Genomic DNA, 26,261 nt, shown 5'->3' with positions numbered 1-26,261 from the left:
AGGAAGACGCGCCTGTTACAGTTTTATGTCAGCGACAGCCCTACTCCGCCGCGAGCCCGGTCGGCGTCGCCTCCGCGGCTTCCTTGTTGTAGTCATGCACGACGCGGCCGAACGGCAGCGTCAGGTCGGCGAGGAAATGATGCGCGCCGACGACGCGCTTGACCTGGAAATCGGCAACCGGCGCGTTGACATGCGGCACCAGATGCAGCCGGCCCGGTCCGATCCACGAGCCCTTGACGACGATGTCGGTCAGGTTGATCGCGACGAGCTGACAGATCTCGAGATGGCCGTCGACGCCCGGGATCATCTTCAGATTGATTTGCGTCTTCGACAGCGTGGCGCGGGTGACGTCGCCATTGCCCGCCATGCTCTCGTGCTTGTAGCCCATGGTGCCCATGGCGACGAGCTGGCCGGCATATTCCAGCGTCCCGGTCAGCGTGTCCTTGACGATCTCGAGCTTGGGATGGGCGTATTTCTTCGGAAAGCCCCAGATCTCGCGGCCGGCCGCGATCGGCGGATCATCGTCGAGATACATCTGGCAGACGAAGTTGACCTCCTCGCCATGCAGACGCGCCGGGATCACGAGGCCGGACTCGGTGTAGCTGCCGAAGCCGGACGAGTCGGGCATCTTGATCCATTCATAGTGCACGATCGGCTGCTCGATTGGCTCCAGCGGCTCGGGCAGTCCGGCGCGGATCAGCTCGGGGTCGGTCTCGTAGGTGATGACGAGGAATTCGCGATCGATGAAGCGATAGGGGCCGGCGGGATAGCTCGGGCCGGCGGCCGGCATCGACGGAAGCTTGAGCAGATCTTCCCTGCGCATCGCAATAACCCCCTGTTTAAAAGTATTGCGGAAAGGCTAACGGCCGAGATTGACAGCGATATGAGGGATTTCCGTCAGCCGGATGACCGGCGGGGTGAGGTCGAGGTCAATGCCAACCATGCAGGCAGGCATGCCGAACGCGGCGCGCGCAGACGCCGGAATTGTCATCACGGCGTCATCGGCGGGCTGAATTCTCGCCGAAAATTTTGGAGTGCCGATGATGGACGCGCGATCCCCTCATTTCCAGGACATCGATCACGCAACGCCCGGCTGGCGTCCCGAGGGCTGCGATCGCGTGGCGCTCGTGCTGCAAGGGGGCGGCGCGCTCGGCGCCTATCAGGCCGGCGTCTACCAGGCACTGCACGAATCCAACATCGAGCCGGACTGGGTGTGCGGCGTCTCGATCGGCGCGATCAACTCGGCGATCATCGCCGGCAATCCGCCGGAAAAGCGGCTGGAGCGGCTGCACATCTTCTGGGACCGCATCACCAGCCGCAAGATCTGGCACTACACGCCCGACGGCGACATCTTCCGCAAGGCGCGCAATCTCACCAGCTCATGGATGACGACGACGCTGGGCCAGCCCGGCTTCTTCACCCCGCATGCGACCAACCCGTGGTTCAGCCCGGCCGGCGCGCGCACCGCGACCAGCTATTACGACACCACGCCGCTGCGCGAGTCGCTGCTCGAGCTGGTCGATTTCGACCGCATCAATTCCAAGAAGATCCGCTTCGCGGTCGGCGCGGTGAACGTGCTGTCGGGCAACTTCATCTATTTCGACAACGCGCATGACGAGATCATCCCCGAGCACATCATGGCGAGCGGCGCGCTGCCGCCGGCGCTGCCGATGGTGAAGGTCGGCACCGATCATTTCTGGGATGGCGGCATCGTGTCCAACACGCCGCTGCAGCATCTGCTCGACCAGGAGGACAACGCCAACTCGCTGGTGTTCCAGGTCGACCTGTTCTCGGCGCGCGGCGCGCTGCCGCGCGACATCCAGGACGTGATGGCCCGCCACAAGGACATCATGTATTCCTCGCGCACCCGCTACAACACCGACGTCTACCGCAAGACCTATGCGCTGCGCACCGCCCTGCACAACGCGCTGGGGAAGATCCCCGACGATCAGCTGTCGGACGAGGAGCGCCAGCTCAAGAAGGCGAACAGCCGGCTGCCCGGGATCACGCTGCTGCAGCTGATCTATCAGCAGAAGGCCTATGAGGGCGACGCCAAGGACCACGAATTCTCCGGCACCTCGATGCGCGAACATTGGGCCAGCGGACACGAGGACACCAAGCGCTCGCTGAAGCGGCGCGACTGGATCAAGATGCCGGAGAACGGCATGGGCATCGTGATCCACGACGTGCATCGGGAGAGCGAGTAGAAGGCGGTCGTCATTGCCGGGCTTGACCTGGCAATCCATCCGCTTCGCTTGAATCATTTGTCCGCGACGCGGACGATGGATGCGCGGGTCAAGCCCGCGCATGACAAGCGGTGTTTGTCGCGATCGTTACGGCCGCGTCGACATGTTGCGCGGCGGGCCCGGTGTGCGGATCGGCTCGGCCAGCCGCGCGAACTCGCAGAGCAGCGAGCGCGTCTTGCGCGGATCGATCACCTCCTCGACCCAGAACTTCTCGGCCGAGCGGAACGGCGAGCGCAGCTTGTTGAGGCGATCCTCGATCTCCTGCAGCTTCGCCGCGGGATCGGCGGCTGCCTCGATCTCGGCGCGGTAGGCCGCCTCGATGCCGCCTTCGAGCGGCAGCGAGCCCCAATAGGCCGACGGCCAGGCGTAGCGCATCGAGAAGCGGTTGGCCGGCTGGTGCACCACGCCGGCGACGCCGAACGCGTTGCGGATGATGATGGTGCACCACGGCACCGTGCTCTGGTTCACCGCCGCCATCGCCCGCACGCCGTGACGGATGGTGGCGGACTTCTCGGCCTCGAGCCCGATCATGAAGCCGGGGCAGTCCATCAGATAGACCACCGGAAGATGGAAGGTCTCGGCGAAGTCGACCCAGCGCACCACTTTGGCGCAGGCATCCGCGGTCCACGAGCCGCCGTAGTGGAATGGATCGCTGGCGAGCAGCAGCACCGCCCTGCCCTCGATCCGCGCGAGGCCAGTGATGATCGGACGGCCGAAATTCGTCGCCACTTCGAAGAACGAGCCCTTGTCGACGACGGCCTCGATGATGGGGCGCATCTTGTAGACCTGCCGGCGATTGCGCGGCACCGCCTTCAGCAACGATTCGTCGGCGCGCTCGGGGTCGTCGGTGCAGGCAATGGTCGGCGGCAGCTCGTAGACCGACGACGGCAGATAGGACAGGAAGCGCTTTGCGTAGGCGAACGCCTCCTCCTCCGTCTCGACAGCCTGGTCGATCGCGCCGGCGCGGGTCTGGATGTCGGCGCCGCCGAGCTCCTGCTTGGTCAGGTCCTGCCCAAGGCGCTTCACCACCGGCGGGCCGGCGACGAACATCGCCGAGCTCTTGGTCATCACGGAATAATGCGTCGCTGCCAGCCTCGCGGCACCTAAGCCGGCGACCGAGCCCAGGCCGAGGCCAACGACAGGCACACGCGCGAGATTGGCGGTCGTGTACCAGTACCAGCGCGTGCCACCGACGCCGCCGGGCAGATTGGCCGCGCCCCTGGTCTCGATCGTCTTCACCGAGCCGCCGCCGCCGGAGCCTTCGATGACGCGGATGATCGGCAGGCGGAAGTCATGCGCCATCTCCTCCGCCATCAGCGGCTTGGCGGAGATCGACGCATCGGCGGAGCCGCCGCGCACCGTAAAGTCGTCGCCGACGACAACCACGGTGCGGCCGTCGATCCTGGCGCGGCCGAACACGCAGTTCGCCGGCGTCAGATGCTTGAGTTCGTTGTTCTCGTCGTATTCGGCGATGCCGGAGATGGCGCCGATCTCGTGAAAGCTGTTCTGGTCGACGAGCCCGTCGATGCGCTCGCGAACCGTGAGCCGGCCCTGGTCACGCTGCCGCTTGACCTTGTCAACGCCTCCCATCTCCCGCGCGAACGCTTCGCGCCGGGCGAGGTCGTCGAGTTCCGGCTTCCAGTTCATTCCTTGCCTCCGTCTTGATGATCTTGTTGTTGTTATGGACCGTCACCGGAAGCGGTTTGCGCTCAATCCGATTGGCGAAGATGTCGCCGTCGGCGCCTTCGAGCAGGCTGCCGATCGCGGCGCCGAGCTCGACCATTTGCGGCGCGACGTCGCGATGCAGCCGCGCTTCGTCATACATCGCCGACAGCAGGCCGATGGTGGTGACCACATAGGTCTGATATTGCGGCGACCACACCGGCACCGCGACGCCATTGATGTGCGGGCTCCACAGGCCGCAGGCGACGACATAGCCGTGCTCCTGCAGATGACGGCGGTTGGCCTCGATGCGCGGCGTCAGCAGCTTTGCGCTGTCGGGCAACTCGCCTTCCATCTCGGCGATCAGCGCATCGCCGATCACCGGATCGAGCGCGGCGGTGTAGGCATGACCCGCGGCGGTGGTCGCCATCGAGATGCGGCTGCCGGTCGCCTCATGCAAGCCGAGCGCGTTCGCAGCGCGGGCAAATTCGAGATAGACGAGATGAAAGCGGTCGGGGATGACGAAGCCCACCGTGCCGGGCAATTGGTCCGCGACATCCTGCAGGCGCAGCCGGATCAGGTTGCGCAGCTGCAGCCCCTTCATCATCGAGGTGCTCATCGCCACCGCGCTCGGGCCGATGCGATATTTCTGGTCGCGCGGCAGATAGACGAGCTGTCCCATCCGCGTCAGCGTGTGCGTCAGCCGCGACACCGTCGAGCGCGGCAAGCCGCAGCGGTTGGAGATTTCGAGATTGCCGAGCCGCGCCTCGTGCCCCTCGAAGCACCGCAACACATCGAAGGCGCGCGACACCACCTGGATCACATCGCCATCGCCTGTCTCGCTGGCGAGCATTCCCTGCCTGCTAAGCCGTTCCGAGCGCCGTCCCATTTGTTTTGGCTCCATTCCGTCATGCGGAATAAAATTCCACTTGCAGAAGAAGCTACCTCAGGCAATCTGCCGCCACAACAAAAAGCCGTTCGCCGGATGAAATTTCCGCAAGACGGTATCGGAGAGTGGAATGCCAGAGATCAAGGTTGTGACCGAAGTTGCCGGCCGCATTTGCGCGCTTCCTGTCGAAGCCGGCAGCCGCATCGGCGACGGCGATGAGATCGCTTTCGTCGAAGCGATGAAGATGGAGATACCGGTCACATCGACGGCAGCAGGCAAAATCAAGTCGATTCTGGTCAAGATCGACGACGTGATCGCCGAAGGCCAGGCGGTCGCGATCGTCGAGACCTGAGCCGCGCCGTCCGCCGCTGCGCCGCGACAATCTGTCCCGCAACGTCCGGGGCGAAAACCGTCGGCATGCGTCGGAGGTAGCGTTGCCATCGCCAGTTCGCAATGCAATCATCCCGGCGACAAAAGTTTCGCACAGCGAAACAAAGGGAGGAATTATGATGCATCGGCTGCTGGCGCTCGCGCCTGCCCTTCTCGCCGGCCTTTCCACGCTTGCAGCCGCGCCCGCGTCGGCCGACGACATCAAGCTGCCGCCGACCATGGCGGTCACCGCCTATGACACCGGCACCGCCGGCTTCAACATCGCGGTCGCCGTCGGCAAGATGATGAAGGACAAATACGGCACCGACCTCCGCGTGCTGCCGGCCGGCAACGACGTCGCGCGCCTCGCGCCGCTGCGCGCCAAGCGCGCGGTCTCCTCGGCGATGGGATCGGGCACCTACTTCGCGCAGGAAGGCGTGTTCGAGTTCGGCGCCAGGGAATGGGGCCCGCAGCCGCTGCAACTGCTGCTGTCGTCGGTCGACTGCAATTGCGGCGCGCTCGGCGTCGCCGCCGACGCCGGCGTCAAGGAGATGAAGGACCTCAGGGGCAAGCGCGTCGGCTTCGTGGTCGGCTCGCCGGCGCTGAACCAGAATACGCTGGCGATGCTGGCCTTCGGCGGTCTCACCCAGAAAGACGTCAAGGTCGTCGAGTTCGCCAGCTACGGCGCGATGTGGAAGGGCCTGATCAACAACGACACCGACGCCGCCTTCGGCACCACCATCACCGGTCCGGCCAAGGAGGCCGAGACCTCGCCGCGCGGCCTGATGTGGCCGCCGCTGCCCGCCAAGGACAAGGAAGGCTGGGCGCGGGTGCAAAAGGTCGGTTCGTTCTTCTTCCCGCAGACCGCGACCTGCGGTGCCGGCATTTCTCCGGACAAGCCGATCGAGCTCGGCAACTATCCCTACCCGATCTTCGTCGCCTACGCCTCGCAGCCGGCCGATCAGATCTATTCGATCACCAAGGCGATGATCGTCAATTACGACGCCTACAAGGACGGCGCGCCGGGCGCCGCCGGCCTCGCCGCCGATCGCCAGACCAAGAACTGGGTCGTCCCGGTACATCCCGGCGCGGTGAAGGCGCTCAAGGAGGCCGGGCAATGGACCGCCGAGCAGGACGCCCACAACAACGGACTGTACAAGCGCCAGGAGGTGCTGGCGGCAGCCTGGGCGGACTACGGCAAGTCGAACCCGCCCTCGGACGACAAGGCCTTCCTCGACGGCTGGATGAAGGCGCGCGCCGCGGCGCTGGCCAAGGCCAACATGCCTGACGGGTTCGAATAAGACCCTGCTAGACTGCAGCCAAAACGAACAACATTGGGGAATGCGTAATGCCCGATAGCGCCACGGCTGCGCCTGCGAAGAAGATCGAGTTCGAGGATCCCCATGCCGGCCTCGGCAATTTGCAGGAGGCCGAAGTCACGCGCGTGCGCACCCTGCGCGGCGCCTGGCGCTGGGCGCTGGTGGTCGCGACCGCGGCGACCATCCTGCTCTGCATCAACCAGCAATTCTCGCTGCGCTTCTTCGTCGACTACACCCAGCTCAACACCGAATATTTCTACTTGCTGATCGCGCTGATGCTGCCCTTCACCTTCCTGATCTTCCCGGGAACGGAGGGCGCGCCGCTGAACCGCATTCCCTGGTACGACCTCGTGCTCGCGGCGGCGACCTTCGCCGCGTCGATCTGGCTGATGCTGAACGTGCGCAAGGCGGCGCAATATGGCTGGGAATCCGACGGCGCGCCGCGCAACGTCATCATCGCCGGCCTCGTGATGTGGGCGATGCTGATGGAGGCGCTGCGGCGGACCGGCGGCTGGAGCCTGCTGCTCAGCGTGTTGCCCTTCACGGTCTACCCGCTGTTCGCCGAGGCGAGCTGGCTCGGCCCCTTCCGCGGCTCGCAGCTCACGCTCGACCAGGCCACCGCCTATCACGTGCTGTCGGGCGAGAGCCTGCTCGGCATTCCGATCCAGGCCTTCGCCGACACCGTGATCGGCTTCCTCGTGTTCGGCACCGCGCTGATGATGACCGGGGCCGGAAAATTCTTCATCAACATCGCCTTCGCGCTGTGCGGCACCTTCCGCGGCGGCGCGGCCAAGGTCTGCATCTTCGCCTCCGGCCTGCTCGGCATGATGTCGGGCTCGATCATCTCCAACGTGCTGACCGCCGGCACCATGACGATCCCGGTGATGAAGAAGAGCGGCTTTCGTGCGTCCTATGCCGGCGCGATCGAGGCTTGCGCCTCCACCGGCGCGGTGCTGGCGCCGCCGGTGATGGGCGCCACCGCCTTCGTGATCGCGCAATTCCTCAATGTCAGCTACGCCGAGGTCGCGGTCGCCGCGATCATCCCGGCCACGCTCTACTATATCGGCCTGTTCATGCAGGTCGATTCCTACGCCGCACGCCACGGCCTGAAGGGCATTCCGCGCGCCGAGCTGCCGCGGGTGATGGATACGATCAAGGACGGCTGGTACTACGTCTTCGTCATCGCGCTGCTGGTCGTGATGCTGCTCTACTTCAAGCGCGAGAGCCACGCCCCGTTCTACGCCACGGCGCTGCTGCTGGTGCTGAACCAGATCTTCTCGAAGGACACGCGCTGGACGCCGGCGACGATCGCAAAATTCCTCGAGGTCAACGGCCGCACCTTCGTCGAGCTGGTCGGTATCCTCGCCGGATGCGGTCTCCTGATCGGCGCCTTCTCGATGACCGGCGTGGTCTCGAGCCTCGCCAACGATCTGCTGACGCTCGCCGGCGACAACGCATTCCTGCTGCTCGTGATGTGCGCCCTGACCAGCCTGATCCTCGGCCTCGGGCTGACGACGACGGCCTGCTACATCTTCCTCGCCATCCTGGTGGCGCCCGCGCTGGAGAAGCTCGGGCTGAACCGGATGGCGGTACACATGTTCATCTTCTACTGGGGCATGCTGTCGTCGATCACCCCGCCGGTCGCGATCGCCTCCTTCGCCGCGGCCGGCATCGCCGGTTCGCCGGCCATGAAGACCGGATGGGAATCGATGTGGGTCGGCAGCATCATCTACTTCATCCCGTTCTTCTTCGTGCTGAACCCGGCGCTGGTTATGCAGGGACCGAGCCCCTATCTCGCCGGCCTCGGCCTGATGGGGCTCGCGGCGTTCGGCACGCTGTTCATCTGCGGCGGCATCCAGGGCTATCAGGCCTTCGTCGGCGACCTCAGCCGCGCCGGGCCGCTGGAATGGCCGCTCCGGGTGCTGCTGGTGATCGGCGGCTTCGTGATCGCGACGCCCGGCGGCGGCATCAACCCGCTGTCGCAGCTGCAAATGACGCTGCTGGGACTTGCGATCCTCGCGCCGACGGTGCTGATCGCGCTCGTGCTGATCAGGCGGGCAGGTGTTCCGCGAATCCGTGAAGTGTGACGTCTCTGATCACGCAACTGCCGAGCGAAAGTTTCTCCGCGCACGCTTTAGCTGCATAAGCTCGATCCATGTTGACAAGTTGAGCAGATCAAGCTCGATTACTGACCATATTGCTGAACGTTTCTAGTGCGGACTTTCAATGGGTCAGCGCGGTCTGCGGTCTGGTCTTGTTTTTCTGCTGGCGGCCACCGCTGCGGCGCAGGCCGCGGTCGTTGAGTCGTCGGACGCAGTGACCCCACGCGTGCGTTTGCGCAATCCGGCGCAGATCGACGTTGCACCGCAGGGCAACCCCTTGTGGGGAGTCCCCTTTGACCGCCTCTCCATGACGCGAGAGCGGCCGCTGTTCTCCATGTCCCGTCGACGTCCCACCCCGCCCGTCGTTGCCATCGTACCCGCAGCGCCCTCGCCACCCCCAGCACCTGTCGTATCGGCACCCGAGCGTCCGCCGCTCGTTCTGATCGGCACGATCATCGGGCCATCGTTGCAAGCAGGACTCTTTCGCGAGGAGAATTCCGACGCGATCATCAAGCTCGCCGCCGGTGGAAACCGCAGGGGATGGACCTTGCGTTCGGTCAGCCGGAACGACGCGCTCTTCGAGATGGCGGACCGGACCGTGGTGTTGCCACTGCATCCTTCAACGCAGCCGATCCTGGCAGGCAAGGCTGCTTCGCAAGCCACCGGACCGCGGCGCCGCGAATGGTTCGACAACTGAGGAGGAAGAGCCGGCCAAAGCCATCGGGCCGTACCGATCCCGTTCATTCCAGCTTTTAACCACGGAGCAATAGTCATGCATCGTTTACTGACGTTGATTGCAGTCCTTCTGACAACGATTTCGTTGAACGTCCAATGGACCTCGGAAGCAAGCGCAGCAGTTTCGACCTACGTCTCGACTTCAGGAAACGACGCAAACGACTGTTTCGCTGCCGCCAGCGCGTGCAGGACACTGGCCGGTGCGCTAGCCAAGACAGACGACGGCGGAAACGTTCAATGTGTCGATCTGGCAGTCTTTGGTGGTTTAACGATCACCAAGTCAGTCACGATCGATTGCGCTGCGGGAGGCGGAGCCGTCAGTACTCAGCAGATCATTGTCAATGCCCCGGGGAAAACGGTCATACTGCGAAATATCGCGGTGAACCCGCTGCTCCTCCCCAATTTCATTCCGATCGACATCCAGGCGGCCGGCAGCGTGTACATTGAGAACGTCCTTGTTGCCGGAGCACGCGGTAGCGGCACCCCCGGTATCAAAGACCATCGTGCCGGGCCGGCGGTGCTGGTGATCCGCAACAGCAGCATCGTGAGCAATGCAGGCGTCGGCATCCTTGTCGCACCGACGAGCGGAGTGATCGGGGTCGAGCTCGATACCGTCCACGCCGACTACAATCGCTATGGCCTCGCCGTTGCCAGCGGCGGGCGCGTCATGATCAAGAACTCGGTGTTCACCAGCAACGGCGTGGCAGGCATCCACGCCGATCCGGGCACGATCATCGGCATCACCTCCACGCAAAGCTCGTTCAATTCGATCGGCGTCAGTTCGTCAACCGGAGCGACGGTTTCGCTGCACAATTCGACCATCGACTCCAACAGCGTCGCGATCCAGGGGCCGACCCAGAGTGCGGGCGGCAACCGCATCTTTGCCAACTCCTCCAACGGACAACCACCGACGCAATGATTGCGTCGATGAATCTCAACGCTGGAGCAATAGCCATGAGACCCATACTGATGTTGCTTGCGGCCCTTCTGACAGCGGTGGCGCTGACTGTCCCGTGGACCTCGGAAGCAAGAGCGCAGGTCTACGAAACCTTCGTCGCCGGCGGAGGGAACGGCGGAAGCGACACAAACAACTGCCTGTTTCCCACCAGCGCATGCCAGTCGTTCTCCGCGGCCATCAGCAAGACGAAAGACGGCGGCAGCATTCGATGCGCTTCCCCGGGCGATTTTGGATTCATCAACATCACCATTTCGGTCACGATCGACTGTCTCGCAGGCGGCGGATCGCCCAATTCCGGCTACATCTACATCGGCGCACCCGGCAAGACCGTGGTGCTGCGAAACATCGCGGTCGACGGGTTGCATACCGGCGGCACGTCGATCGCCATCCAGTCCGCAGCCAACGTGTTCATCGAGAACGCCCTGATCGGCGGAGCCGCCACAGGGCTCTCCGATCGCAGGGGCGGGCCGGGCATGCTGGTGATCCGCAACAGCAGCGTCGTCGGCAATACCGGCGTCGGCCTCCAGATCGCGCCGTCGGGCGGGGTCCTCGGCGTCGAACTCGACAACGTCAACGCCGCCTACAACAAATTCGGGCTTGCCGTCGGCAGTGGCGGACGGGTGATGATCAAGAACTCGACATTCACCGGCAACAGCGGCGCCGGGATCACAGCGGATCCGGGAGCAATCGTCGGCGTCACGGCGACAGAGATCTCTTTCAACGGCACCGGCGTCGTCGCGTCGGGGACGGTGACGCTGTCGAACTCGAGCATCAACTCCAACAGCACGGCGATCAGCGGTCCAACGCGAAGCCTGGGCAACAATCTCATCTTCGCCAATCCGGTTGAAGGCACCACCCCGACGATCGTCAGCGCCCGGTGACCGCCTGACCGTAGGTGTCGGTGCCGAACGGGTTGTGCGCGGCAAGGTTGACCCTGTCCATTTTGGCATTAGCTTCACGACGCTGTTCTCGCTGAGACGTGCCGCCGCCGTGCGCACGGTTGCACGCCGTATCGGCGCAACCCCGCGCCTCCAGCATAATTCCCCGACCGCGCCTGAGACCTTTGGTCCCGGCGACATCCACCCGGTAATGCGGGAGGATCACCACCGACTTCAACAGTTTCTCATATCCGTTCTTATCCAGATTTCCGATGCATCAGCGCGGTTCGCGGATCGGGTTTGGTTTGCTGATGGTGGCAGCCGCCATCGCTCCGTTGCACGCGGCCGCTGCCGAGCTGCCGGCACTCCGCACAGATCGTCCGCGCCTTCGCCCGATCCTGCGCCGATCGATTCCGTCAAGTCGGGCAACCCCTTGTGGGCTATTGCGTTCGGTAATCTCTCGATGACGCGGGAGCGGCCAATGTTCTCCGCATCCCGCCGCCCGCCGGCTCCGCTCGCGCTTGCCGCCGCACCTGCGCCACCTCCGCCTACCGCGCCAGTCGTGTCGCTGTCGGAGCGCCCCTCGCTCGTAATGATCGGCACGATCATCGGTCCATCCTTGCAGACCGGCGTGTTTCGCGACGAGAGCTCCGACAAGATATTGAAACTCTCCGCCGGTGGCGATCGCGAGGGATGGACATTGCGATCCATCAGCCGAAGCGGAGCCCGCTTCGAGATGGCCGAGCGGATGGTGGTGCTGCCGCTGCGCCCTCCGGCATATGCAATGCCGCAAGACAGGGTCACGCCCCGGCCGCCGACGCCCCGCGCCGCCGCGAATGGTTCGACAACTGAGCGAGACCTGACCAACTGCAATCATCGTCCTTTCATCCCACCTCCCGATCACGGAGCAATTGCCATGAAACGCCTACTGACGTCGGTTACGGCCCTTATGACAGCGATGTTGATCGCCCAATGGACCTCGGAAGCAAGAGCGCAGGTCTACGAAACCTTCGTCGCTGGCGGAGGGAACGGCGGAAGCGACTCAAACAACTGCCTGTATCCCACCAGCGCGTGCCAGTCGTTCTCCGCGGCCATCAGCAAGACGAAAGACGGCGGCAGCATTCGATGCGCTTCCCCGGGCGATTTTGGATTCGTCAACATTGCCATTTCGGTCACGATCGACTGTCTCGCAGGCGGCGGATCGCCCAATTCCGGCTACATCTACATCGGCGCACCCGGCAAGACCGTGGTGCTGCGAAACATCGCCGTCGACGGGTTGCATACCGGCGGCACGTCGATCGCCATCCAGTCCGCAGCCAACGTGTTCATCGAGAACGCCCTGATCGGCGGAGCCGCCACAGGGCTCTCCGATCGCAGGGGCGGGCCGGGCATGCTGGTGATCCGCAACAGCAGCGTCGTCAGCAATACCGGCGTCGGCCTCCAGATCGCGCCGTCGGGCGGGGTCGTCGGCGTCGAGCTCGACAACGTCAACGCCGCCTACAACAAATTCGGGCTTGCCGTCGGCAGTGGCGGACGGGTGATGATCAAGAACTCGACATTCACCGGCAACAGCGGCGCCGGGATCACGGCGGATCCGGGAGCAATCGTCGGCGTCACGGCGACAGAGATCTCTTTCAACGGCACCGGCGTCGTCGCGTCGGGGACGGTGACGCTGTCGAACTCGAGCATCAACTCCAACAGCACGGCGATCAGCGGTCCGACGCGAAGCCTGGGCAACAATGTCATCTTCGCCAATCCGGTCGAAGGCACCGCCCCGACGATCGTCAGCGCCCGATGACCGCCTGTCAGCCACATCATCCCTTTGTATGCTTGGCCACGGAGCAATAGCCATGAAATGTCTACCAACGTCGATTGCGATCCTGCTGACGGCAGCAGTGTTGACGGTCCGGGGGATCCCGGAAGCGAAAGCACAAAACTTCAACTCCTACGTCTCTGCCCAAGGAAATGATGCAAACAGCTGCGAAAACGCCAGCCTGACCTGCCGGTCATTTCAGCGAGCGGTGGCGGCCACGGCCGACGGCGGGGTTGTTACATGTATTGATGCTGCCTATTTTTACCCATTTACCATCGACCGCTCGATCACGATCGATTGCATGGGCCGAGGGCAGGAGACCGGTCGGATCCTCATCAATGCGCCCGCGAAGAAGATCATCCTTCGGAATATCGGGATAAACGCCGGCAGCTTCTACATCCCGATCATTATTCAAGCCGCCGCCGAAGTGTACATCGAGAATGCAATCATTGCCGAAAGCTACAATGCCGGAATCGACGATCATCGAGCCGGGCCGGCCAAGCTCGTGGTTCGCAACAGCAGCATCGTGCGCAATTCGGGCGCCGGCATCGTCATTGCACCATCCAGCGGGATCATCGGCGTCGAGCTCGACAACGTCAACTCTGCCTACAACAAATACGGGCTTGCCGTCGGTAATGGCGGACGCGTGATGATCAAGAACTCGACATTCACCGGCAACAGCGCGGCTGGTATCACCACGGATGCAACGGCAATTGTCGGTGTCACGGCGACAGAGCTCTCATTCAACGGGATCGGCATCGTTGCGTCCGGGACGGTGACGCTGTCGAACTCCAGCATCAACTCCAACAGCACGGCGATCAGCGGTCCGACGCGAAGTCTGGGCAACAATCTCATCTTCGCCAATCCGGCCGAAGGCACCACCCCGACGATCGTCAGCGCCCGGTGACCGCCTGGCCCGCACGGGGCGTCGGCCCAGAACCGGTTGCGCGCGGCCGGATTGCGTTGCACAACAGGAGACGATGAAGCAATCGCCTCCGCCCGTCACCGCCAGCACCGTCAACTGGACCAGCTCGCAGCCGCCGCTGCTGCGGTTTCTGCACAGCTGTTACGCAGATTTCCTGCCTGAGGTCGGCGGCGCCGTCGCCGACTATATCCCCGAGCTGGGCAAGGCCGACCCTGCCCATTTTGGCATCAGCCTCGCGACCCTCGACGGTCACGTCTATGAGGTCGGCGACACCAGGGTGCCCTTTACAATCCAGTCGATGTCGAAGCCGTTCACGTTCGCGCTGGCACTGGACACGCTGGGCGCGGATCGGGTCGAGAGCGTGATCGGCGTCGAACCCTCCGGCGATCCCTTCAACTCGATCCGGCTCAACGCCGAGAACCACCCCTTCAACCCGATGGTCAATGCCGGCGCGATCGCCTGCACCGGCCTGATCCATGCCGCCAAGGGCGACGATGCGTTCGACTTCATCCGCCAGGCGCTCAGCCGCTTCGCCGGCCGCGAGCTCGGCGTCGACGAGGCGGTCCATGCGTCCGAAAGCGCCACCGGCGACCGCAACCGGGCGATCGGTTATCTCTTGCGCACCAATGGCGTGATCGCCGAGAACGTGCCTGACGTGCTCGACGTCTATTTCCGGCAATGCGCCATCCTCGTCACCGCGCGCGACATCGCGGTGATGGCGGCGACGCTCGCCAACCGCGGTATCAATCCCTTGACCGGCGAGCAGGTGATGACGCCCTACGCGATCGCGCGCACGCTCTCGGTGATGACCTCGTCGGGGATGTATGATTACGCCGGCGAATGGATCTACCGCGTCGGCATCCCTGCCAAGAGCGGTGTCGGAGGTGGCATCCTGGCGGCGCTGCCGGCGCGGCTCGGGCTCGGAAGCTACTCGCCGAAGCTCGACAAGCACGGCAACAGCGTGCGCGGCATCAAGGTGTGCGAGGCGCTGTCGGCGCATTACGACCTGCACATGCTGAACCGCAGCGACGACGCCCGCCACAGCATCATCGCCGACTACAATATCGGCAAGAACCCGTCGCGCCGGGTGCGGCGGCCGCAGGAGCAGGAAATCCTGGCGAGGCACTTCCAGGAGGTGCGCGTGATCGAGCTGGTCGGCACGCTGTCGCTCTCCAACGTCGACTACGTCTCGCGCCGCCTCGGCGGCGGACCGCGGCCGGAATTCGTGATCTTCGATCTGCGCCGCGTCACCGCGACGACGCGGGCCGGCGCGCGGCTGGTCGCGGAAGCATTCAAGGAGCTCGCCGAGCTCGGCGTCACCGTGATCCTGTCGGGCATCAAGCGGGCATCGCGGGAGTGGACCACGATCAGCGAGTGGACCAGCCAGCTCGGCAATATCAGGGATTTCTACCTGCTCGACACCGCGATCGAATGGGCCGAGGACCAGATCGTCTACCGCTATGGCGGTTCGATCGACTTCCTCGAGACCACCGAGCTCCGCGAGCAGCCGCTGCTCGCCGGCCTGAGTGAGACGGAGCTCGCCGCTCTTGCCGCGCTCTGCACGGTCAGGACCTACCAGCCGCACGAGACGATCATCGCCACCGGCAGTGCGGCGACCTCGCTGTTCTTCCTGCGCAGCGGCGTGGTCCACGTCACCCTGCCCGACGGCATCCGTCTTGCGACGCTGACCGCCGGCATGGCGTTCGGCGAGATGGCGCTGCTGGAGCCGACGCGCACTGCGGACGTGATCGCCGACATGTCGGCAACCGCGTATGAGGTGACGATTGCGGATTTCGACCGTTTCCGCACCCGGCACGCGCCTGCCTGCGAGCGGATCATGCGCAACCTCGCGCAGCTTCTCGCCGAGCGCCTGATCGTGGCGAACGCCAAGGTCGACCTGCTGACGTCCGGTTAGCTGTTCCCTCTCCCTCTCCCCGCTCTTCGCGCGTAGAGGGTCGTTGTTGGACCCGCGGAGACCCCCTCATCCGGACCGCGTTCCGCTTCGCTGCATGCGCTCCGGCCTCTCCCCGCAAGCGGGGCGATGCGAAGGAAAGCCACCCAGAACCTTATCCCGGGCGCTGCCATTCCATGACGACGAACCACGGCACGCGGCGAAAGTCGGCCTGCCGGGTTGCTTCGCCGGACACCGGCGCCGGCTCGGCAAAGAACGTCAGTCGCAGGCCCTGCTCCAGCAGCGCCGTCATGTAGGCCGACAGCGGCCGATGCCAGTTCTCGATGCGGATGCCGGCCCACGCGAACGACATCGGGAATTCGTCAAGGTAGCGGTCGACGGGGAAATGCAGACGGCGCCCCGCCTCGTCCTTGACCCAGCCCTGTTCGGCGCCGGCCGACGTGAAGCCGGTGAGATTTGCGATCAACAGCGAGCCGCCCGGCCGCAGCACCCGCGCCATCTCGCGGATCGCCGCCCTGAAGTCGGGAATGTCGACCAGCGTGATGTAGCTGACCACGAGATCGAAACTCGCATCGGCAAACTCGAGCTGCTCGGCCCGGCCGCACCGATAGTCGCCGGACGGATCGCGCAGCCTTGCCGCTTCGAGCAAGGCGGTCGTCGGTTCGATGCCGATCGGATTGACGCCGGCTGCCTTCAGAACCCGGCAGAAGCGCCCCTCGCCGCAGCCGACGTCGAGCGCGTTGCCGAACCGGCCGCGTCCGATCCGATCGAGCATGACCGGATCGAGTACATGCTCACGGCCCCAATCGCCGCGCTCGCCCTGCGACTCGATCCAGGCCTGCGCCGAAGCGTCCCACCCATTGTCCATCGGGACGATCCTGGTTTGTGAATGAAACGGACTAGCTCACCACTTCCGTCACCGGCTGCAGATCGATCTCGAAGGTCTCCAGGAACTTCGAGGTCATGATGTAGAAACCGACCGAGAGCTGCAGCTCGATCAGCGCCGCCGGCGTCAGTCTTGCAGCGATCGCCCTGAATGTCGCGTCCGTCGGCTTCTTCAGCTTGACGATCTCGTCGGTGAAGGCGAGCGCGGCGCGCTGCACCTCGTCGAAGCAGCTTGCCTGCTGCCAGTTCTCCAGCGCTTCGTTCTGCTCGTCGGTGACGCCGACATTCTTGCCGATCCGCTTGTGCGCGACGATCTCGTACGGCGCTTCGCAGAGGATGCCGGTGCGCGTGATCGCAAGCTCGCGCACGATCGGATCGAGCTCGCCCTTGTGGCGGATCGCGCCGCCGAGCCGGCAGTACTGCTCAAAATAGCTCGGCGAATGCGCCATCATGCGGAAGATGTTGGCGTTGCGGTTCTTGTCGAGGATCTCGCGGGTGCGCGGGCTTGCTTTTGCGGGATCGGAGTAGTCGATGCGGGCCATTTCCTAACCTTGATCTTGCTGCCGTTTCTGTTCGGTCCAGGACAGTATCGGCCGGCTGTCGCGGGAGCAACACGCCCGAGTCAAATTGCCGCCGCAATCGCGGACGACCCTGCTACCGTCGATATTCGCTGAGTGGGGACTCATCAAAGCGGATACTCGTCGCGGGGTGTTCCGAGTACAAAAATCTGGCCGTCTTGCGCGTCGTCACGCGCAACGATGAGCGACGCCCGAGTCTAGGGGAAACGCATGAAGGAAGCCACCAAGAGGGCGGCCTCGGAGGCGCTTGCGCAAGTGCTGGCGGTAACGGCAATGCTCGTCATCGCCAGCGTCGTGCTCTATTGGCGGTGACGGCCATCCGGTCACGCGTAAGTTCCGTCATTGGCGAGGTGCCGCGACAAAGCAATCCATGCATCCCCGTTCCGGCATGGATTGTTTCGCGCAGCCTGCCATCCGGCGGCGCCTGGCGCCGACCGCATGGCAGGCTGTTGCTATGTCGTCTTTGCGAAATACGGAATCAGGCGACCGGCAAATTGCGTAAAGCGCGCTGCCACCTTGTCGCCGATGACGAGGTCATTGTCGCCGTGGGCCATCATGCGAAAGCCTTCATCGGCATCGACCAGCACGATGTTGTAGGGCACATGCGCCCGCGTCTGCGGCGTCGCGGCGCGACACACCAGCGAGGTCGCATAGACCGTCCCTGCCCCGCTGGCTCGGTGCTCGGCGAGCTCGGACGAGCCGCAGGCGGCGCAGAAGCTGCGGCGGAAATATTGCTGCGCGCCGCAGGCACTGCAAGTCTGGTAGACGATGGCTTCTGCACCGTTGGTCCAGTCCGCGATCACTCCGCTCATCGCACGCGCTCCAGGAACATGCTGACATGCGACGACAGCACGCCGCCGTCGCCGTGCAGCAGAGCGACCGAGGCATCGCGGACCTGACGGTTCTCCGCGCGGCCGGTCATCTGCAGATGAGCCTCGACCAGATGCGCCATCGCGCCGCCGACGCCGCAATGGCCGTAGCTGAGCAGCCCGCCATGGGTGTTGAGCGGCATCTCACCGTCCTGATTGAAATAGCCGGCGCGCACCCGCGCGGCGGCCTCGCCGCGCCCGGCGAGGCCGAGATCCTCCAGCAGCATTGCGAGCGTGATCGTAAAGCTGTCATAGACCGCGGCATAACGCACGTCCGAGATCGCGATGCCTGACGCCTGCTTCGCCTTGGCGATCGAGATCTCGGCGCCAAGCTTGCTCAACGCCGGCGCCGCCGTGATGTGCTGATGCGTGTGCGCCTGGGCGCAGCCGCGCACGCGGACTTGCCTCTCGCCGGTCGGCTCGCGGCTGATCACGCAGGCCGCGCCGCCGTCGGACACCGGACAGCAATCGAGCAGCTTGAGCGGCATCGCCACCGGCTTGGAGGCCATCACGTCGGCCACCGTGATCGGATCGTGAAATTGCGCACCGGGATGCGTCAGCGCGTGCTTGCGCATCAGCACGGCGAACTCGGCAAGGTCTTGCTGCGTGAGGCCGTACTCATGCATGTAGCGCGTCGCGACCAGGCCGTAATAGGCCGGGATGGTCGGCCCTAGCGTCACCTCGTAATCGGGATGGCCGACCTGGGCCAGCGCCTGGATCGAGGCATCGCGGCTCTGCCCGGTGAGCCGGTTCTCGCCGCCGACCACCAGCACGTGCTTTGCGACTCCGGCATCGACCAGGTGATGCGCCAGCATGGTCATCGCGAGCCCAGTGGCGCCACCGACCTGCACGGCGTGGGCATAGGCCGGGCGAATACCAAAGTGCTCGGCGAACACGGTCGCCAGCATGATGTGCGGCGAGACCGTGGAATAGCCGCAGAGGACGCCGTCGATGTCGGCGCGCTTCAGTCCGGCATCGGCGATCGCAAGCTCGGCCGCCTTGCTCATCAGGTCGAGCGAGGAAAGACCCTCATGCTTTCCGTAGGAGGTGAGGCCGACGCCGGTGACGAAGCTCATGGCGCTATCTCCGTCGTTCCGGGGCCCGCGCAGCACGAGCCCGGAATCCATTCACCTGCACAACATGTGGCCCGATGGATTCCGGGCCTGCGCCTGGCGGCGCATCCCGGAATGACGAGCTGAGATATCCTGCGACCCATCATCAATACGACTTCGGAAGGCCGAGCACCTTCTCGCCGATGAAGCTGAGGATCAATTGCGGGCTGATCGGCGCGATGCGCGGGATCAGGGATTCCCGCAAGTAGCGCTCGACATGGTACTCCTTGGCGTAGCCGAAGCCGCCATGGGTCATCACCGCCTGCTCGCAGGCGTGGAAGCCCGCCTCCGCGGCGAGATATTTTGCCGCGTTGGCGGCCGGGCCGCACGGCAGGTTCTGGTCGTATTGCCAGCCCGCGCGCAGCACCATCAGCCAAGCGGCCTCGAGCTCCATCCAGCACTTCGCCAGCGGATGCTGGATTCCCTGGTTCATGCCGATCGGCCGGTTGAACACGATGCGGCCCTTGGCGTAGTCCGATGCCTTCTTCAGCGCGACCTGGCCGAGGCCGACCGCTTCGGCGGCGATCAGGATGCGCTCGGGATTCATGCCATGCAGGATGTATTCGAAGCCGCGGCCCTCCTCGCCGATGCGGTCCTCGATGGGGATTTCAAAGTTCTCGAAGAACAGCTCGTTGGAGTCGACGGGCTTGCGACCCATCTTCTCGATCTCGTGCACGGTGACGCGCTTGCGGTCGAAATCGGTGTAGAACAGGCTGAGGCCGTGCGTCGGGCTCCTCACCTCCTCCAGCGGCGTGGTGCGTGCCAGCAGCAGGATCTTGTTCGCGACCTGCGCGGTCGAGATCCACACCTTCTGGCCGTTGACGATGTATTTGTCACCCTGGCGCACCGCGCGGGTCTTGAGCTGGGTGGTGTTGAGGCCGGTGTTCGGTTCGGTCACCGCGAAGCAGGACTTGTCGCGGCCGTCGATGATCGGCGGCAGCATGCGCTGGCACTGTTCTTTGGTGCCGAACACGACGACCGGATTGAGCCCGAACACGTTCATGTGCACGGCGGAGGCGCCCGACATCCCGGCACCCGATTCGGCGATCGTCCGCATCATGATCGCGGCATCGGTGATGCCGAGCCCGGAGCCGCCATATTCCTCGGGGATGCAGATGCCAAGCCAGCCGGCATCAGCCAGCGCACGGTGGAAGTCGGCGGGGTAGCCGCCCTCCTTGTCCTTCTTCAGCCAGTACGCATCGTCGAAGCGCGTGCAGATTTTGGCGATCGCATCGCGGATCGATTCCTGGTTGGCCGAGAGTGCAAAATCCATCCGTCGTGCTCCTATGATTCTGCAACGGACTTGGCGACGCCGTCGCGGACCATCGCCGCGATCTCCTCGTCGGAGAAACCTGCCTCCCGCAGGACCTCCGCGCTGTGCTCGCCGAGCCGCGGCGCCAGCCGGCTCGGCTCCGCCCTGGTCTCCGACCACCGCGCCGATGCCTTCATGCTGCGGATGCGGCCCTCGGTGGGATGCTCGACGACGGGAAACATGCCGGTCGCGACCATGTGCGGGTCCTGCAGCAGGCTTCCGAGATCATGCATCGGCATCACAGGCACGTCGGCCTGCTCGAGGATCGCGTTCCACTCGGCCGTGGTCTTGGTCTGCAGGATGCGCGCGAGTTCGGCGTAGACGACATCGATATTGCCGGCGCGGCCGGCAAACGTCGCGAATTTCGGATCGCTGCGCAGATCGTCGCGACCGGTGGCCGTGAAGAAATTCTCCCATTGCTTGTCGTTGTAGACGATCACGCAGATATAGCCGTCGAGCGTCTTGTACGGCCGCCGGTCCGGCGACAGATGCCGCGCGTAGCCGCCCCTGTCGAGCGGCGGATCGTAGGTCAGCCCGCCCATGTGGTCGCCCATGACGAAGCCGGCCATGGTCTCGAACATCGGAATGTCGACGCGCTGGCCCTGCCCGGTGCGGTCGCGATGCACGAGGCTGGCGCAGATCGCGCCGACCGCGGTGAGGCCGACGATGCGATCGACCAGCGCGTTCGGCACGTAGCGCGGCACGCCGTCCGCGGTCTGCGCCATCAGGGCCGGCAGCGCAGTTGCGCCCTGGATCAGATCGTCATAGGCCGGCTTGGCGGCATACGGTCCCTCCTGACCGAAGCCGAACACGCCGGCATAGATCAGCCGCGGATTGACCTTGGCGACCACGTCATAGCCGAGCTGCAGCCGCGCCATCGCCTGCGGACGCACATTGTAGACCAGCACGTCGGCCTTCGCGATCAGCCGCAGCACGGCCTCGCGGCCCGCGGGCTTCTTCAGGTCGAGACAGACCGAGCGCTTGCTGCGGTTGGTATTGAGGAACACCGGCCCCATGCCGGGATGGCGCGTCGGCCCGATCTGCCGCGTCACGTCGCCGTCGGGCGATTCCACCTTGATGACGTCGGCGCCGTAGTCGCCGAGCATCTGGGTCGCATAGGGTCCCATCAGCACGGTCGTCATGTCCACGACCTTGATGCCCTGCAGTGGTCCCATCGCGCTGTTCGCTCCCGGCTGGTATGTTTACCGACCTAAAGTGCGATGAGATTTGGTTGAATCGTCATCGCGCTTTAGCTCTTTGTTCGAGCATGATCTTTCGGAAAACCGCTTCGCACTTTTCCGGATGATGCTTTAGTAACGGGAGGTTTCTGGCAAGATCAACCTGCGCAGGGCGTATGGCCGTATGCGCCGCGGCGGCGATGGCATGCCGGCGGGATCGCAGGCTGGGCAAAGGCGCCGCTATCCGCCGCCGGTCATCGCCTCGCGCGCCGCCACGAGCTTTTCCAGTTCCGCGTTCTGCTGCTCGAGGCGCTCGGAGATACGTTCCTCGACCTCGGCACCGGAGGCCCCCGCGGCCTGCTCGATCAACTGCCTGATATTGTCCCGCAGGATCGCGATGCGATCGTTCAGCTCGGACAGCGACAGCGAGGTCTCGATACCCATGGTCCCGTTCTCCGCGTGGCAGGCACTGCCCAGATTAGCGCGGCCGCGGGCCGCCGCCTATCCCTTCGCCATCATCTCGCGCAGCGCGGTCTTCAACACCTTGCCGTAATTGTTCTTCGGCAGCGCATCGAGATAGACGTACCGCTTCGGCCGCTTGAACCGCGCGATCGAGGCCAGGCAGTGCGCGTCGAGCTTGCCGTCATCGGCGCCGGCGCCCTGCTCCAAAACGACGCAGGCGACGACGATCTCGCCCCATTCCGGATCCGGCACGCCGATGGCCGAGACCTCGCGGACGTCGGGATGGGTCAACAGGGCTTCCTCGACCTCGCGCGGATAGATGTTGGTGCCGCCGGAGATGATCACGTCCTTGGAGCGGTCCGACAGCGTCAGGAAACCGTCCGCATCGAGCCGGCCGACATCGCCGGTGCGCAGCCAGCCGTCCTTCAGCGTCTCGGCATTGGCCTTCGGATTATTCCAGTAGCCGAGCATCACGGTGGCGCCCTTGACCTCGATCTCGCCGGTCGAGCCGGCGGGCAAGACCTTGCCGTCCTTGTCCGTGATCCGCACGGTGATGACGCTCTGCGCCGTGCCGACGGAGGCCAGCCGCTCGAGATAGCGCGGGTGATCGCTGCGGCGGTGCCACTCGCGCGATAGGGCGGTGATGGTCATCGGCGACTCGCCCTGGCCGTAGATCTGCACGAAGCGCTGGCCCATGGTAGCGATCGCGTCCTTGATGTCGGCCGTGTACATCGGCCCGCCGCCATAGATGATGGTGCGCAGCCCCTCGCCGTTCTCGCCGCGCTTCCTGGCGGCATCGACCAGCCGGCGCACCATGGTGGGCGCGGCGAACATCACGACATTGTCGAGCTGGCGGCCGAGATTGAGCACCTCGTCCGGATCGAATCCGCCGGATTCCGGCACCACGTGGCGGCCGCCCATCCGGACATGCGGGAAATTGTAGAGCCCGGCGCCGTGCGAGATCGGCGCGGCATAGAGCGAGGCGTCGTTCGGCGTCGCCGGATCGACGTCGGCGAGATAACACAGCGACATCGCAAGCAGATTGCCGTGGCTGAGCATCACGCCCTTGGGCCGGCCCGTGGTGCCCGATGTGTAGAACAGCCAGGCGAGATCATCGGTCTCGCGCGGCAGCGGCGCCGGCGCACCCTCGCCGCTTCGCATCGCATTGTAGGCGTCGCTGTCGATCGACAGCATGGTCATGTCGGCCGGGCAGTCAGCCTTCGCCTCCGTCAGCGCCGCGATCGTGTCATCGGACACGAAGGCGAGCTTGGCGCCGCCATTGCCGCAGATCCACGCCGCCTCGCGGCCGTGCAGCTTGGCATTGATCGGGATCGCGGCGGCGCCGATCCACCAGATGCCGTAGAGGCATTCGAGATATTGCGTGCAATTCGACGCGAACAGCGCGACGCGATCCCCGGCGGCAATGCCGTGATCGCGCGCCAGCGCCGCCCCGATCGAGGCGGCGCGGCGGGCGAAGGTCGCGTAGTCGGCATCGAGGTCGAAGCCGGTGAGCAGCGCCGGCGCGTCGGGACGCGCCCGCGCCGTCGCCGCCAGCCATTCGGCGATATTCAAGCTACTTCGCCGGCTCGAGGATCGAGACGTAATTGGCGACTGCCGCACCGCCCATGTTGAAGATACCGCCGATCTGCGCGTCCTTGAGCTGCATGCCTTCGGGCGCCTGCCCGGTGAGCTGCATCGCGCTCATGACGTGCATCGAGACGCCGGTGGCGCCGATCGGATGGCCCTTGGCCTTGAGGCCGCCGGACGGATTGACCGGCAGCTTGCCGTCCTTCTGCGTCCAGCCCTCCATGATCGCGCGGGCGCCCTGCCCCTTCGGCGTCAGGCCCATCGCTTCATATTCGATCAGCTCGGCGACGGTGAAGCAGTCGTGGGTCTCGACGAAGGAAAGGTCGGAGAGCTGCAGCCCGGCCTTCTGCAGCGCGCGCTGCCAGGCGGTGGTGCAGCCTTCGAACTGCAGGATGTCGCGCTTGGACATCGGCAGGAAATCCTGCGCATGCGCGGTGGCGCGGATGTTCACCGCCTTGCCCATGGTCTTCGCGGTCTCGGCATCGGTCAGCACCAGTGCGGCGGCGCCGTCGGACACCAGCGAGCAGTCGGTGCGCTTCAGGGGCCCGGCGACGAACGGGTTCTTCTCGCTCTCCGCGCGGCAAAACTCGAAGCCGAAATCCTTGCGCATCTGCGCATAGGGATTGGCGACGCCGTTCTTGTGGTTCTTGGCGGCGATCATCGCCAGCGCGTCCGACTGGTCGCCGTACTTCTGGAAATAGGCCTGCGCGATCTTGCCAAACACGCCGGCGAAGCCGCCGACAGTGTCGCCGTCTTCAGGCAGATAGGACGCCTTCAGCAGGTTCTTGCCGATCTCCGGGCCCGGCGTCCGCGTCATCTGCTCGACGCCGACCACCAGCACGATCTTGGCGGCACCGGCCTCGATGGCGCGGATACCCTGGTGCACGGCAGCCGAACCGGTGGCGCAGGCGTTCTCGACGCGCGTCGTCGGCTTGAAGCGCAGCGCCGGATTGGCCTGCAGCACCAGCGAGGCGGTGAAATCCTGCGGCGAGAAGCCGGCGTTGAAATGGCCGAGCATGATCTCGTCGACGTCGGACGCCGCGATCCCGGCGTCGGCCAGCGCCTCATTAGCGACCTTGACGACGAGACCCTCGACGGTTTCCGCGTCGAACTTACCGAAAGGCGTGTGCGCCCAACCCACGATGCTGGCTGTCATGGCCGTATCTCCCTGTTCCTGTTCGGGAGGTTATGTAACCCACCTTCAGCCCGATTTCAGCGATTTCATCGCCCGCGCGCACATGGCGGTTATGCCCGCCCAATTGCCGGCGCGGATATCGGCAGCCGGGCACAGCCAGGAGCCGCCGACCGCCAGCACATTCGGCTCGGCCAGCCAGGTCGCGGCATTGGCCTCGCCAATGCCGCCGGTCGGGCACACCCTGACGTTCCGGAACGGGCCGGCCAGCGCCCGCAGTGCCTTGATACCGCCGGCCTGCTCGGCCGGGAAGAATTTGACCACATCGAAGCCGTGCGCGAGCGCCTGCATCAGCTCGGAGGCCGTGGCGATCCCCGGCGCGAACGGCAGCCGGCTCGCTGCGGCGGCCTTCAGGAGCTCGGGCGTCGCGCCGGGGCTGATGCCGAACCTGGCGCCGAGCGCCTCGGCGCGCGCCAGATCGTCGCCGTTGAGGATGGTGCCGATGCCAACGATGGCCTCCGGCACCTCGGCGATCATGGCCTTGGCCGCATCGACCGCGACCGCGGTGCGCAATGTCACCTCCAGCGTCCGCACGCCGCCAGCCACCAGCGCCTTCGCGAGCGGCACGGCGTCCTCCAGCCGCTCGATGGTGAGCACCGGGATCACGATGGCCTGTCGGATCAGTTCGGCAATCTGGTGCTGTTTCGCAGTCTCGGTCATTGGGAAGCCTTATTGGGAAGCCTTGCGGGAATTTGCCGGCCGCAGCGCCTTCTTCGGCGGCATGGCATAGCGCGGAATGATCGCGCCGGGATAGCACACGACGACGCCGGCAAGCCGATGGCCCGCGCGCGCCGCCTCCTCCGGCCCGGCGCCGCCGACGCGCGCGGCGAGATAGGCCGCGGCAAAGCTGTCGCCGGCGGCCGTGGTATCGACCACCGGTTTCGTCAGCGGCTCCGCCCTCACCTCGCTTGAGCCGCCGGCATGGCGCAGGATGCAGGCGGGCTCGCCGAGTTTCAGCACCACTTCGGGGCTGGAGATGCCGGCGAGCAGCGCAGTGTTGCTCTCGCCGGGGTAGAGCGGCGCCAGATCATCGGTCGAGGCGAGCACGATGTCTGCGGTCTCGAACGCGGCGGAGAAGACCTTTCGTGCCACACCGAGATCGGGCCAGCCGCGGGCGCGGAAGTTGGTGTCGAAGGCAAACCGGGTCCCGAGCAGCCGCGCACGCTTCAGCGCCGCTATCAGCCGCTCCCGTCCCTCCTCGTGCAGGATCGAGAGCGTGATCGCCGAGAGGTAGACGAGGTCGTAGGTGGCGAGCGAATTCAGGATCACGTCCGTCTC

General features: G+C 65.0%; 25 protein-coding genes. 10 read left to right on the top strand and 15 right to left on the bottom strand.

From position 1 onward, the window contains the following. Positions 1 to 40: 40 nt before the first annotated feature. Entirely contained in the window at positions 41 to 823 is a 783-nt protein-coding gene (locus J6500_RS12315; protein ID WP_225712971.1) for an acetoacetate decarboxylase, read from the bottom strand. 220 nt (positions 824 to 1,043) lie between these two features. On the opposite strand from J6500_RS12315, the gene J6500_RS12310 reads away from it, so the two are divergent. Further along, positions 1,044 to 2,207 (top strand): patatin-like phospholipase family protein, encoded by a 1,164-nt coding sequence (locus J6500_RS12310; protein WP_225712970.1) that lies wholly within the window; start codon positions 1,044 to 1,046, stop codon positions 2,205 to 2,207. Between the two features lie 126 nt (positions 2,208 to 2,333). Here J6500_RS12310 and J6500_RS12305 read toward each other — a convergent pair whose 3' ends face one another. Further along, positions 2,334 to 3,893, bottom strand: coding sequence for an acyl-CoA carboxylase subunit beta (locus J6500_RS12305; RefSeq protein WP_225712969.1), 1,560 nt, complete (start codon positions 3,891 to 3,893; stop codon positions 2,334 to 2,336). After that, positions 3,823 to 4,797: an IclR family transcriptional regulator gene (locus tag J6500_RS12300; RefSeq protein ID WP_225712968.1), complete on the bottom strand. Its 975-nt coding sequence runs from the start codon at positions 4,795 to 4,797 to the stop codon at positions 3,823 to 3,825. Before J6500_RS12300 ends, J6500_RS12305 begins: the two co-directional genes overlap by 71 nt. A 130-nt stretch (positions 4,798 to 4,927) precedes the next feature. Here J6500_RS12300 and J6500_RS12295 point away from each other — a divergent pair, with 130 nt between their 5' ends. The 6 genes from J6500_RS12295 to J6500_RS12270 all read left to right on the top strand — a co-directional run bounded on the left by J6500_RS12295 (position 4,928) and on the right by J6500_RS12270 (position 11,161). Further along, complete coding sequence (locus J6500_RS12295; RefSeq protein WP_225712967.1) at positions 4,928 to 5,149, top strand: acyl-CoA carboxylase biotin carboxyl carrier protein subunit; 222 nt, start codon at positions 4,928 to 4,930, stop codon at positions 5,147 to 5,149. Between the two features lie 154 nt (positions 5,150 to 5,303). After that, entirely contained in the window at positions 5,304 to 6,467 is a 1,164-nt protein-coding gene (locus tag J6500_RS12290) for a TAXI family TRAP transporter solute-binding subunit (protein ID WP_225712966.1), read from the top strand. 47 nt (positions 6,468 to 6,514) lie between these two features. Continuing rightward, the gene (locus J6500_RS12285) at positions 6,515 to 8,572 is read left to right on the top strand and encodes a TRAP transporter permease (RefSeq protein WP_225712965.1); all 2,058 of its coding nucleotides are present in this window, start codon (positions 6,515 to 6,517) and stop codon (positions 8,570 to 8,572) included. A 139-nt stretch (positions 8,573 to 8,711) separates the two neighbouring features. After that, positions 8,712 to 9,284, top strand: coding sequence for a general secretion pathway protein GspN (locus J6500_RS12280; RefSeq protein WP_225712964.1), 573 nt, complete (start codon positions 8,712 to 8,714; stop codon positions 9,282 to 9,284). A 75-nt stretch (positions 9,285 to 9,359) separates the two neighbouring features. Next, complete coding sequence (locus J6500_RS12275; RefSeq protein WP_225712963.1) at positions 9,360 to 10,241, top strand: right-handed parallel beta-helix repeat-containing protein; 882 nt, start codon at positions 9,360 to 9,362, stop codon at positions 10,239 to 10,241. 8 nt (positions 10,242 to 10,249) lie between these two features. After that, positions 10,250 to 11,161, top strand: coding sequence for a right-handed parallel beta-helix repeat-containing protein (locus J6500_RS12270; protein ID WP_225712962.1), 912 nt, complete (start codon positions 10,250 to 10,252; stop codon positions 11,159 to 11,161). Here J6500_RS12270 and J6500_RS12265 read toward each other — a convergent pair. Then, positions 11,148 to 11,396: a hypothetical protein gene (locus tag J6500_RS12265; RefSeq protein WP_225712961.1), complete on the bottom strand. Its 249-nt coding sequence runs from the start codon at positions 11,394 to 11,396 to the stop codon at positions 11,148 to 11,150. The genes J6500_RS12270 and J6500_RS12265 overlap by 14 nt on opposite strands. A gap of 354 nt (positions 11,397 to 11,750) precedes the next feature. Between J6500_RS12265 and J6500_RS12260 the strand changes: the two genes are divergently transcribed. From J6500_RS12260 to glsA, 3 genes are all read left to right on the top strand, one after another. Continuing rightward, positions 11,751 to 12,956 carry a right-handed parallel beta-helix repeat-containing protein gene (locus J6500_RS12260; protein ID WP_225712960.1) on the top strand — a complete coding sequence of 402 codons (1,206 nt, stop codon included), beginning with the start codon at positions 11,751 to 11,753 and terminating at the stop codon, positions 12,954 to 12,956. 52 nt (positions 12,957 to 13,008) lie between these two features. After that, on the top strand, positions 13,009 to 13,878 hold the full coding sequence (locus J6500_RS12255) for a right-handed parallel beta-helix repeat-containing protein (RefSeq protein WP_225712959.1): 870 nt from the start codon (positions 13,009 to 13,011) through the stop codon (positions 13,876 to 13,878). A gap of 73 nt (positions 13,879 to 13,951) precedes the next feature. After that, on the top strand, positions 13,952 to 15,811 hold the full coding sequence (gene glsA, locus J6500_RS12250; protein WP_225712958.1) for a glutaminase A: 1,860 nt from the start codon (positions 13,952 to 13,954) through the stop codon (positions 15,809 to 15,811). Positions 15,812 to 15,962: 151 nt separating this feature from the next. Here glsA and J6500_RS12245 read toward each other — a convergent pair whose 3' ends face one another. The 11 genes from J6500_RS12245 to J6500_RS12195 all read right to left on the bottom strand — a co-directional run. Continuing rightward, complete coding sequence (locus J6500_RS12245; protein WP_225712957.1) at positions 15,963 to 16,676, bottom strand: class I SAM-dependent methyltransferase; 714 nt, start codon at positions 16,674 to 16,676, stop codon at positions 15,963 to 15,965. 31 nt (positions 16,677 to 16,707) lie between these two features. Continuing rightward, positions 16,708 to 17,235 (bottom strand): carboxymuconolactone decarboxylase family protein, encoded by a 528-nt coding sequence (locus J6500_RS12240; RefSeq protein WP_225712956.1) that lies wholly within the window; start codon positions 17,233 to 17,235, stop codon positions 16,708 to 16,710. Positions 17,236 to 17,723: 488 nt separating this feature from the next. Further along, the gene (locus J6500_RS12235; RefSeq protein ID WP_225712955.1) at positions 17,724 to 18,083 is read right to left on the bottom strand and encodes a Zn-ribbon domain-containing OB-fold protein; all 360 of its coding nucleotides are present in this window, start codon (positions 18,081 to 18,083) and stop codon (positions 17,724 to 17,726) included. After that, the gene (locus J6500_RS12230) at positions 18,080 to 19,216 is read right to left on the bottom strand and encodes a thiolase family protein (RefSeq protein ID WP_225712954.1); all 1,137 of its coding nucleotides are present in this window, start codon (positions 19,214 to 19,216) and stop codon (positions 18,080 to 18,082) included. The genes J6500_RS12235 and J6500_RS12230 overlap by 4 nt, the downstream gene beginning before the upstream one ends. A 142-nt stretch (positions 19,217 to 19,358) precedes the next feature. Then, positions 19,359 to 20,525 carry an acyl-CoA dehydrogenase family protein gene (locus J6500_RS12225; RefSeq protein ID WP_225712953.1) on the bottom strand — a complete coding sequence of 389 codons (1,167 nt, stop codon included), beginning with the start codon at positions 20,523 to 20,525 and terminating at the stop codon, positions 19,359 to 19,361. Between the two features lie 11 nt (positions 20,526 to 20,536). Beyond that, the gene (locus J6500_RS12220; protein ID WP_225712952.1) at positions 20,537 to 21,739 is read right to left on the bottom strand and encodes a CaiB/BaiF CoA transferase family protein; all 1,203 of its coding nucleotides are present in this window, start codon (positions 21,737 to 21,739) and stop codon (positions 20,537 to 20,539) included. Between the two features lie 243 nt (positions 21,740 to 21,982). After that, the gene (locus J6500_RS12215) at positions 21,983 to 22,186 is read right to left on the bottom strand and encodes a hypothetical protein (RefSeq protein WP_225712951.1); all 204 of its coding nucleotides are present in this window, start codon (positions 22,184 to 22,186) and stop codon (positions 21,983 to 21,985) included. A gap of 57 nt (positions 22,187 to 22,243) precedes the next feature. Then, entirely contained in the window at positions 22,244 to 23,776 is a 1,533-nt protein-coding gene (locus tag J6500_RS12210) for a class I adenylate-forming enzyme family protein (RefSeq protein ID WP_225712950.1), read from the bottom strand. A gap of 1 nt (position 23,777) precedes the next feature. Continuing rightward, positions 23,778 to 24,947 (bottom strand): acetyl-CoA acetyltransferase, encoded by a 1,170-nt coding sequence (locus tag J6500_RS12205; RefSeq protein WP_225712949.1) that lies wholly within the window; start codon positions 24,945 to 24,947, stop codon positions 23,778 to 23,780. A gap of 45 nt (positions 24,948 to 24,992) precedes the next feature. Continuing rightward, complete coding sequence (eda, locus tag J6500_RS12200) at positions 24,993 to 25,643, bottom strand: bifunctional 4-hydroxy-2-oxoglutarate aldolase/2-dehydro-3-deoxy-phosphogluconate aldolase (protein ID WP_225712948.1); 651 nt, start codon at positions 25,641 to 25,643, stop codon at positions 24,993 to 24,995. 9 nt (positions 25,644 to 25,652) lie between these two features. After that, on the bottom strand, positions 25,653 to 26,261 hold a 609-nt coding region (locus J6500_RS12195), incomplete at its 5' end, for a PfkB family carbohydrate kinase (protein ID WP_225712947.1).

Origin of the sequence: Bradyrhizobium semiaridum (assembly GCF_020329505.1) — a bacterium.
GTDB lineage: Bacteria > Pseudomonadota > Alphaproteobacteria > Rhizobiales > Xanthobacteraceae > Bradyrhizobium > Bradyrhizobium semiaridum.
The sequence above is the reverse complement of the archived record's forward strand: the minus strand, read 5'-3'. Positions and strand labels throughout refer to the sequence as shown.

Bases quoted from the DNA above. Each gene is read 5' to 3' on its own strand.
- J6500_RS12220 (WP_225712952.1), bottom strand. From the start codon at position 21,739: ATGGGACCACTGCAGGGCATCAAGGTCGTGGACATGACGACCGTGCTG.
- glsA (WP_225712958.1), top strand. From the start codon at position 13,952: ATGAAGCAATCGCCTCCGCCCGTCACCGCCAGCACCGTCAACTGGACC.
- J6500_RS12215 (WP_225712951.1), bottom strand. From the start codon at position 22,186: ATGGGTATCGAGACCTCGCTGTCGCTGTCCGAGCTGAACGATCGCATC.
- J6500_RS12230 (WP_225712954.1), bottom strand. From the start codon at position 19,216: ATGAGCTTCGTCACCGGCGTCGGCCTCACCTCCTACGGAAAGCATGAG.
- eda (WP_225712948.1), bottom strand. From the start codon at position 25,643: ATGACCGAGACTGCGAAACAGCACCAGATTGCCGAACTGATCCGACAG.
- J6500_RS12225 (WP_225712953.1), bottom strand. From the start codon at position 20,525: ATGGATTTTGCACTCTCGGCCAACCAGGAATCGATCCGCGATGCGATC.
- J6500_RS12285 (WP_225712965.1), top strand. From the start codon at position 6,515: ATGCCCGATAGCGCCACGGCTGCGCCTGCGAAGAAGATCGAGTTCGAG.
- J6500_RS12245 (WP_225712957.1), bottom strand. From the start codon at position 16,676: ATGGACAATGGGTGGGACGCTTCGGCGCAGGCCTGGATCGAGTCGCAG.
- J6500_RS12290 (WP_225712966.1), top strand. From the start codon at position 5,304: ATGATGCATCGGCTGCTGGCGCTCGCGCCTGCCCTTCTCGCCGGCCTT.
- J6500_RS12275 (WP_225712963.1), top strand. From the start codon at position 9,360: ATGCATCGTTTACTGACGTTGATTGCAGTCCTTCTGACAACGATTTCG.
- J6500_RS12310 (WP_225712970.1), top strand. From the start codon at position 1,044: ATGGACGCGCGATCCCCTCATTTCCAGGACATCGATCACGCAACGCCC.
- J6500_RS12260 (WP_225712960.1), top strand. From the start codon at position 11,751: ATGATCGGCACGATCATCGGTCCATCCTTGCAGACCGGCGTGTTTCGC.
- J6500_RS12280 (WP_225712964.1), top strand. From the start codon at position 8,712: ATGGGTCAGCGCGGTCTGCGGTCTGGTCTTGTTTTTCTGCTGGCGGCC.
- J6500_RS12235 (WP_225712955.1), bottom strand. From the start codon at position 18,083: ATGAGCGGAGTGATCGCGGACTGGACCAACGGTGCAGAAGCCATCGTC.
- J6500_RS12295 (WP_225712967.1), top strand. From the start codon at position 4,928: ATGCCAGAGATCAAGGTTGTGACCGAAGTTGCCGGCCGCATTTGCGCG.
- J6500_RS12305 (WP_225712969.1), bottom strand. From the start codon at position 3,893: ATGAACTGGAAGCCGGAACTCGACGACCTCGCCCGGCGCGAAGCGTTC.
- J6500_RS12240 (WP_225712956.1), bottom strand. From the start codon at position 17,235: ATGGCCCGCATCGACTACTCCGATCCCGCAAAAGCAAGCCCGCGCACC.
- J6500_RS12255 (WP_225712959.1), top strand. From the start codon at position 13,009: ATGAAATGTCTACCAACGTCGATTGCGATCCTGCTGACGGCAGCAGTG.
- J6500_RS12205 (WP_225712949.1), bottom strand. From the start codon at position 24,947: ATGACAGCCAGCATCGTGGGTTGGGCGCACACGCCTTTCGGTAAGTTC.
- J6500_RS12270 (WP_225712962.1), top strand. From the start codon at position 10,250: ATGAATCTCAACGCTGGAGCAATAGCCATGAGACCCATACTGATGTTG.
- J6500_RS12300 (WP_225712968.1), bottom strand. From the start codon at position 4,797: ATGGGACGGCGCTCGGAACGGCTTAGCAGGCAGGGAATGCTCGCCAGC.
- J6500_RS12315 (WP_225712971.1), bottom strand. From the start codon at position 823: ATGCGCAGGGAAGATCTGCTCAAGCTTCCGTCGATGCCGGCCGCCGGC.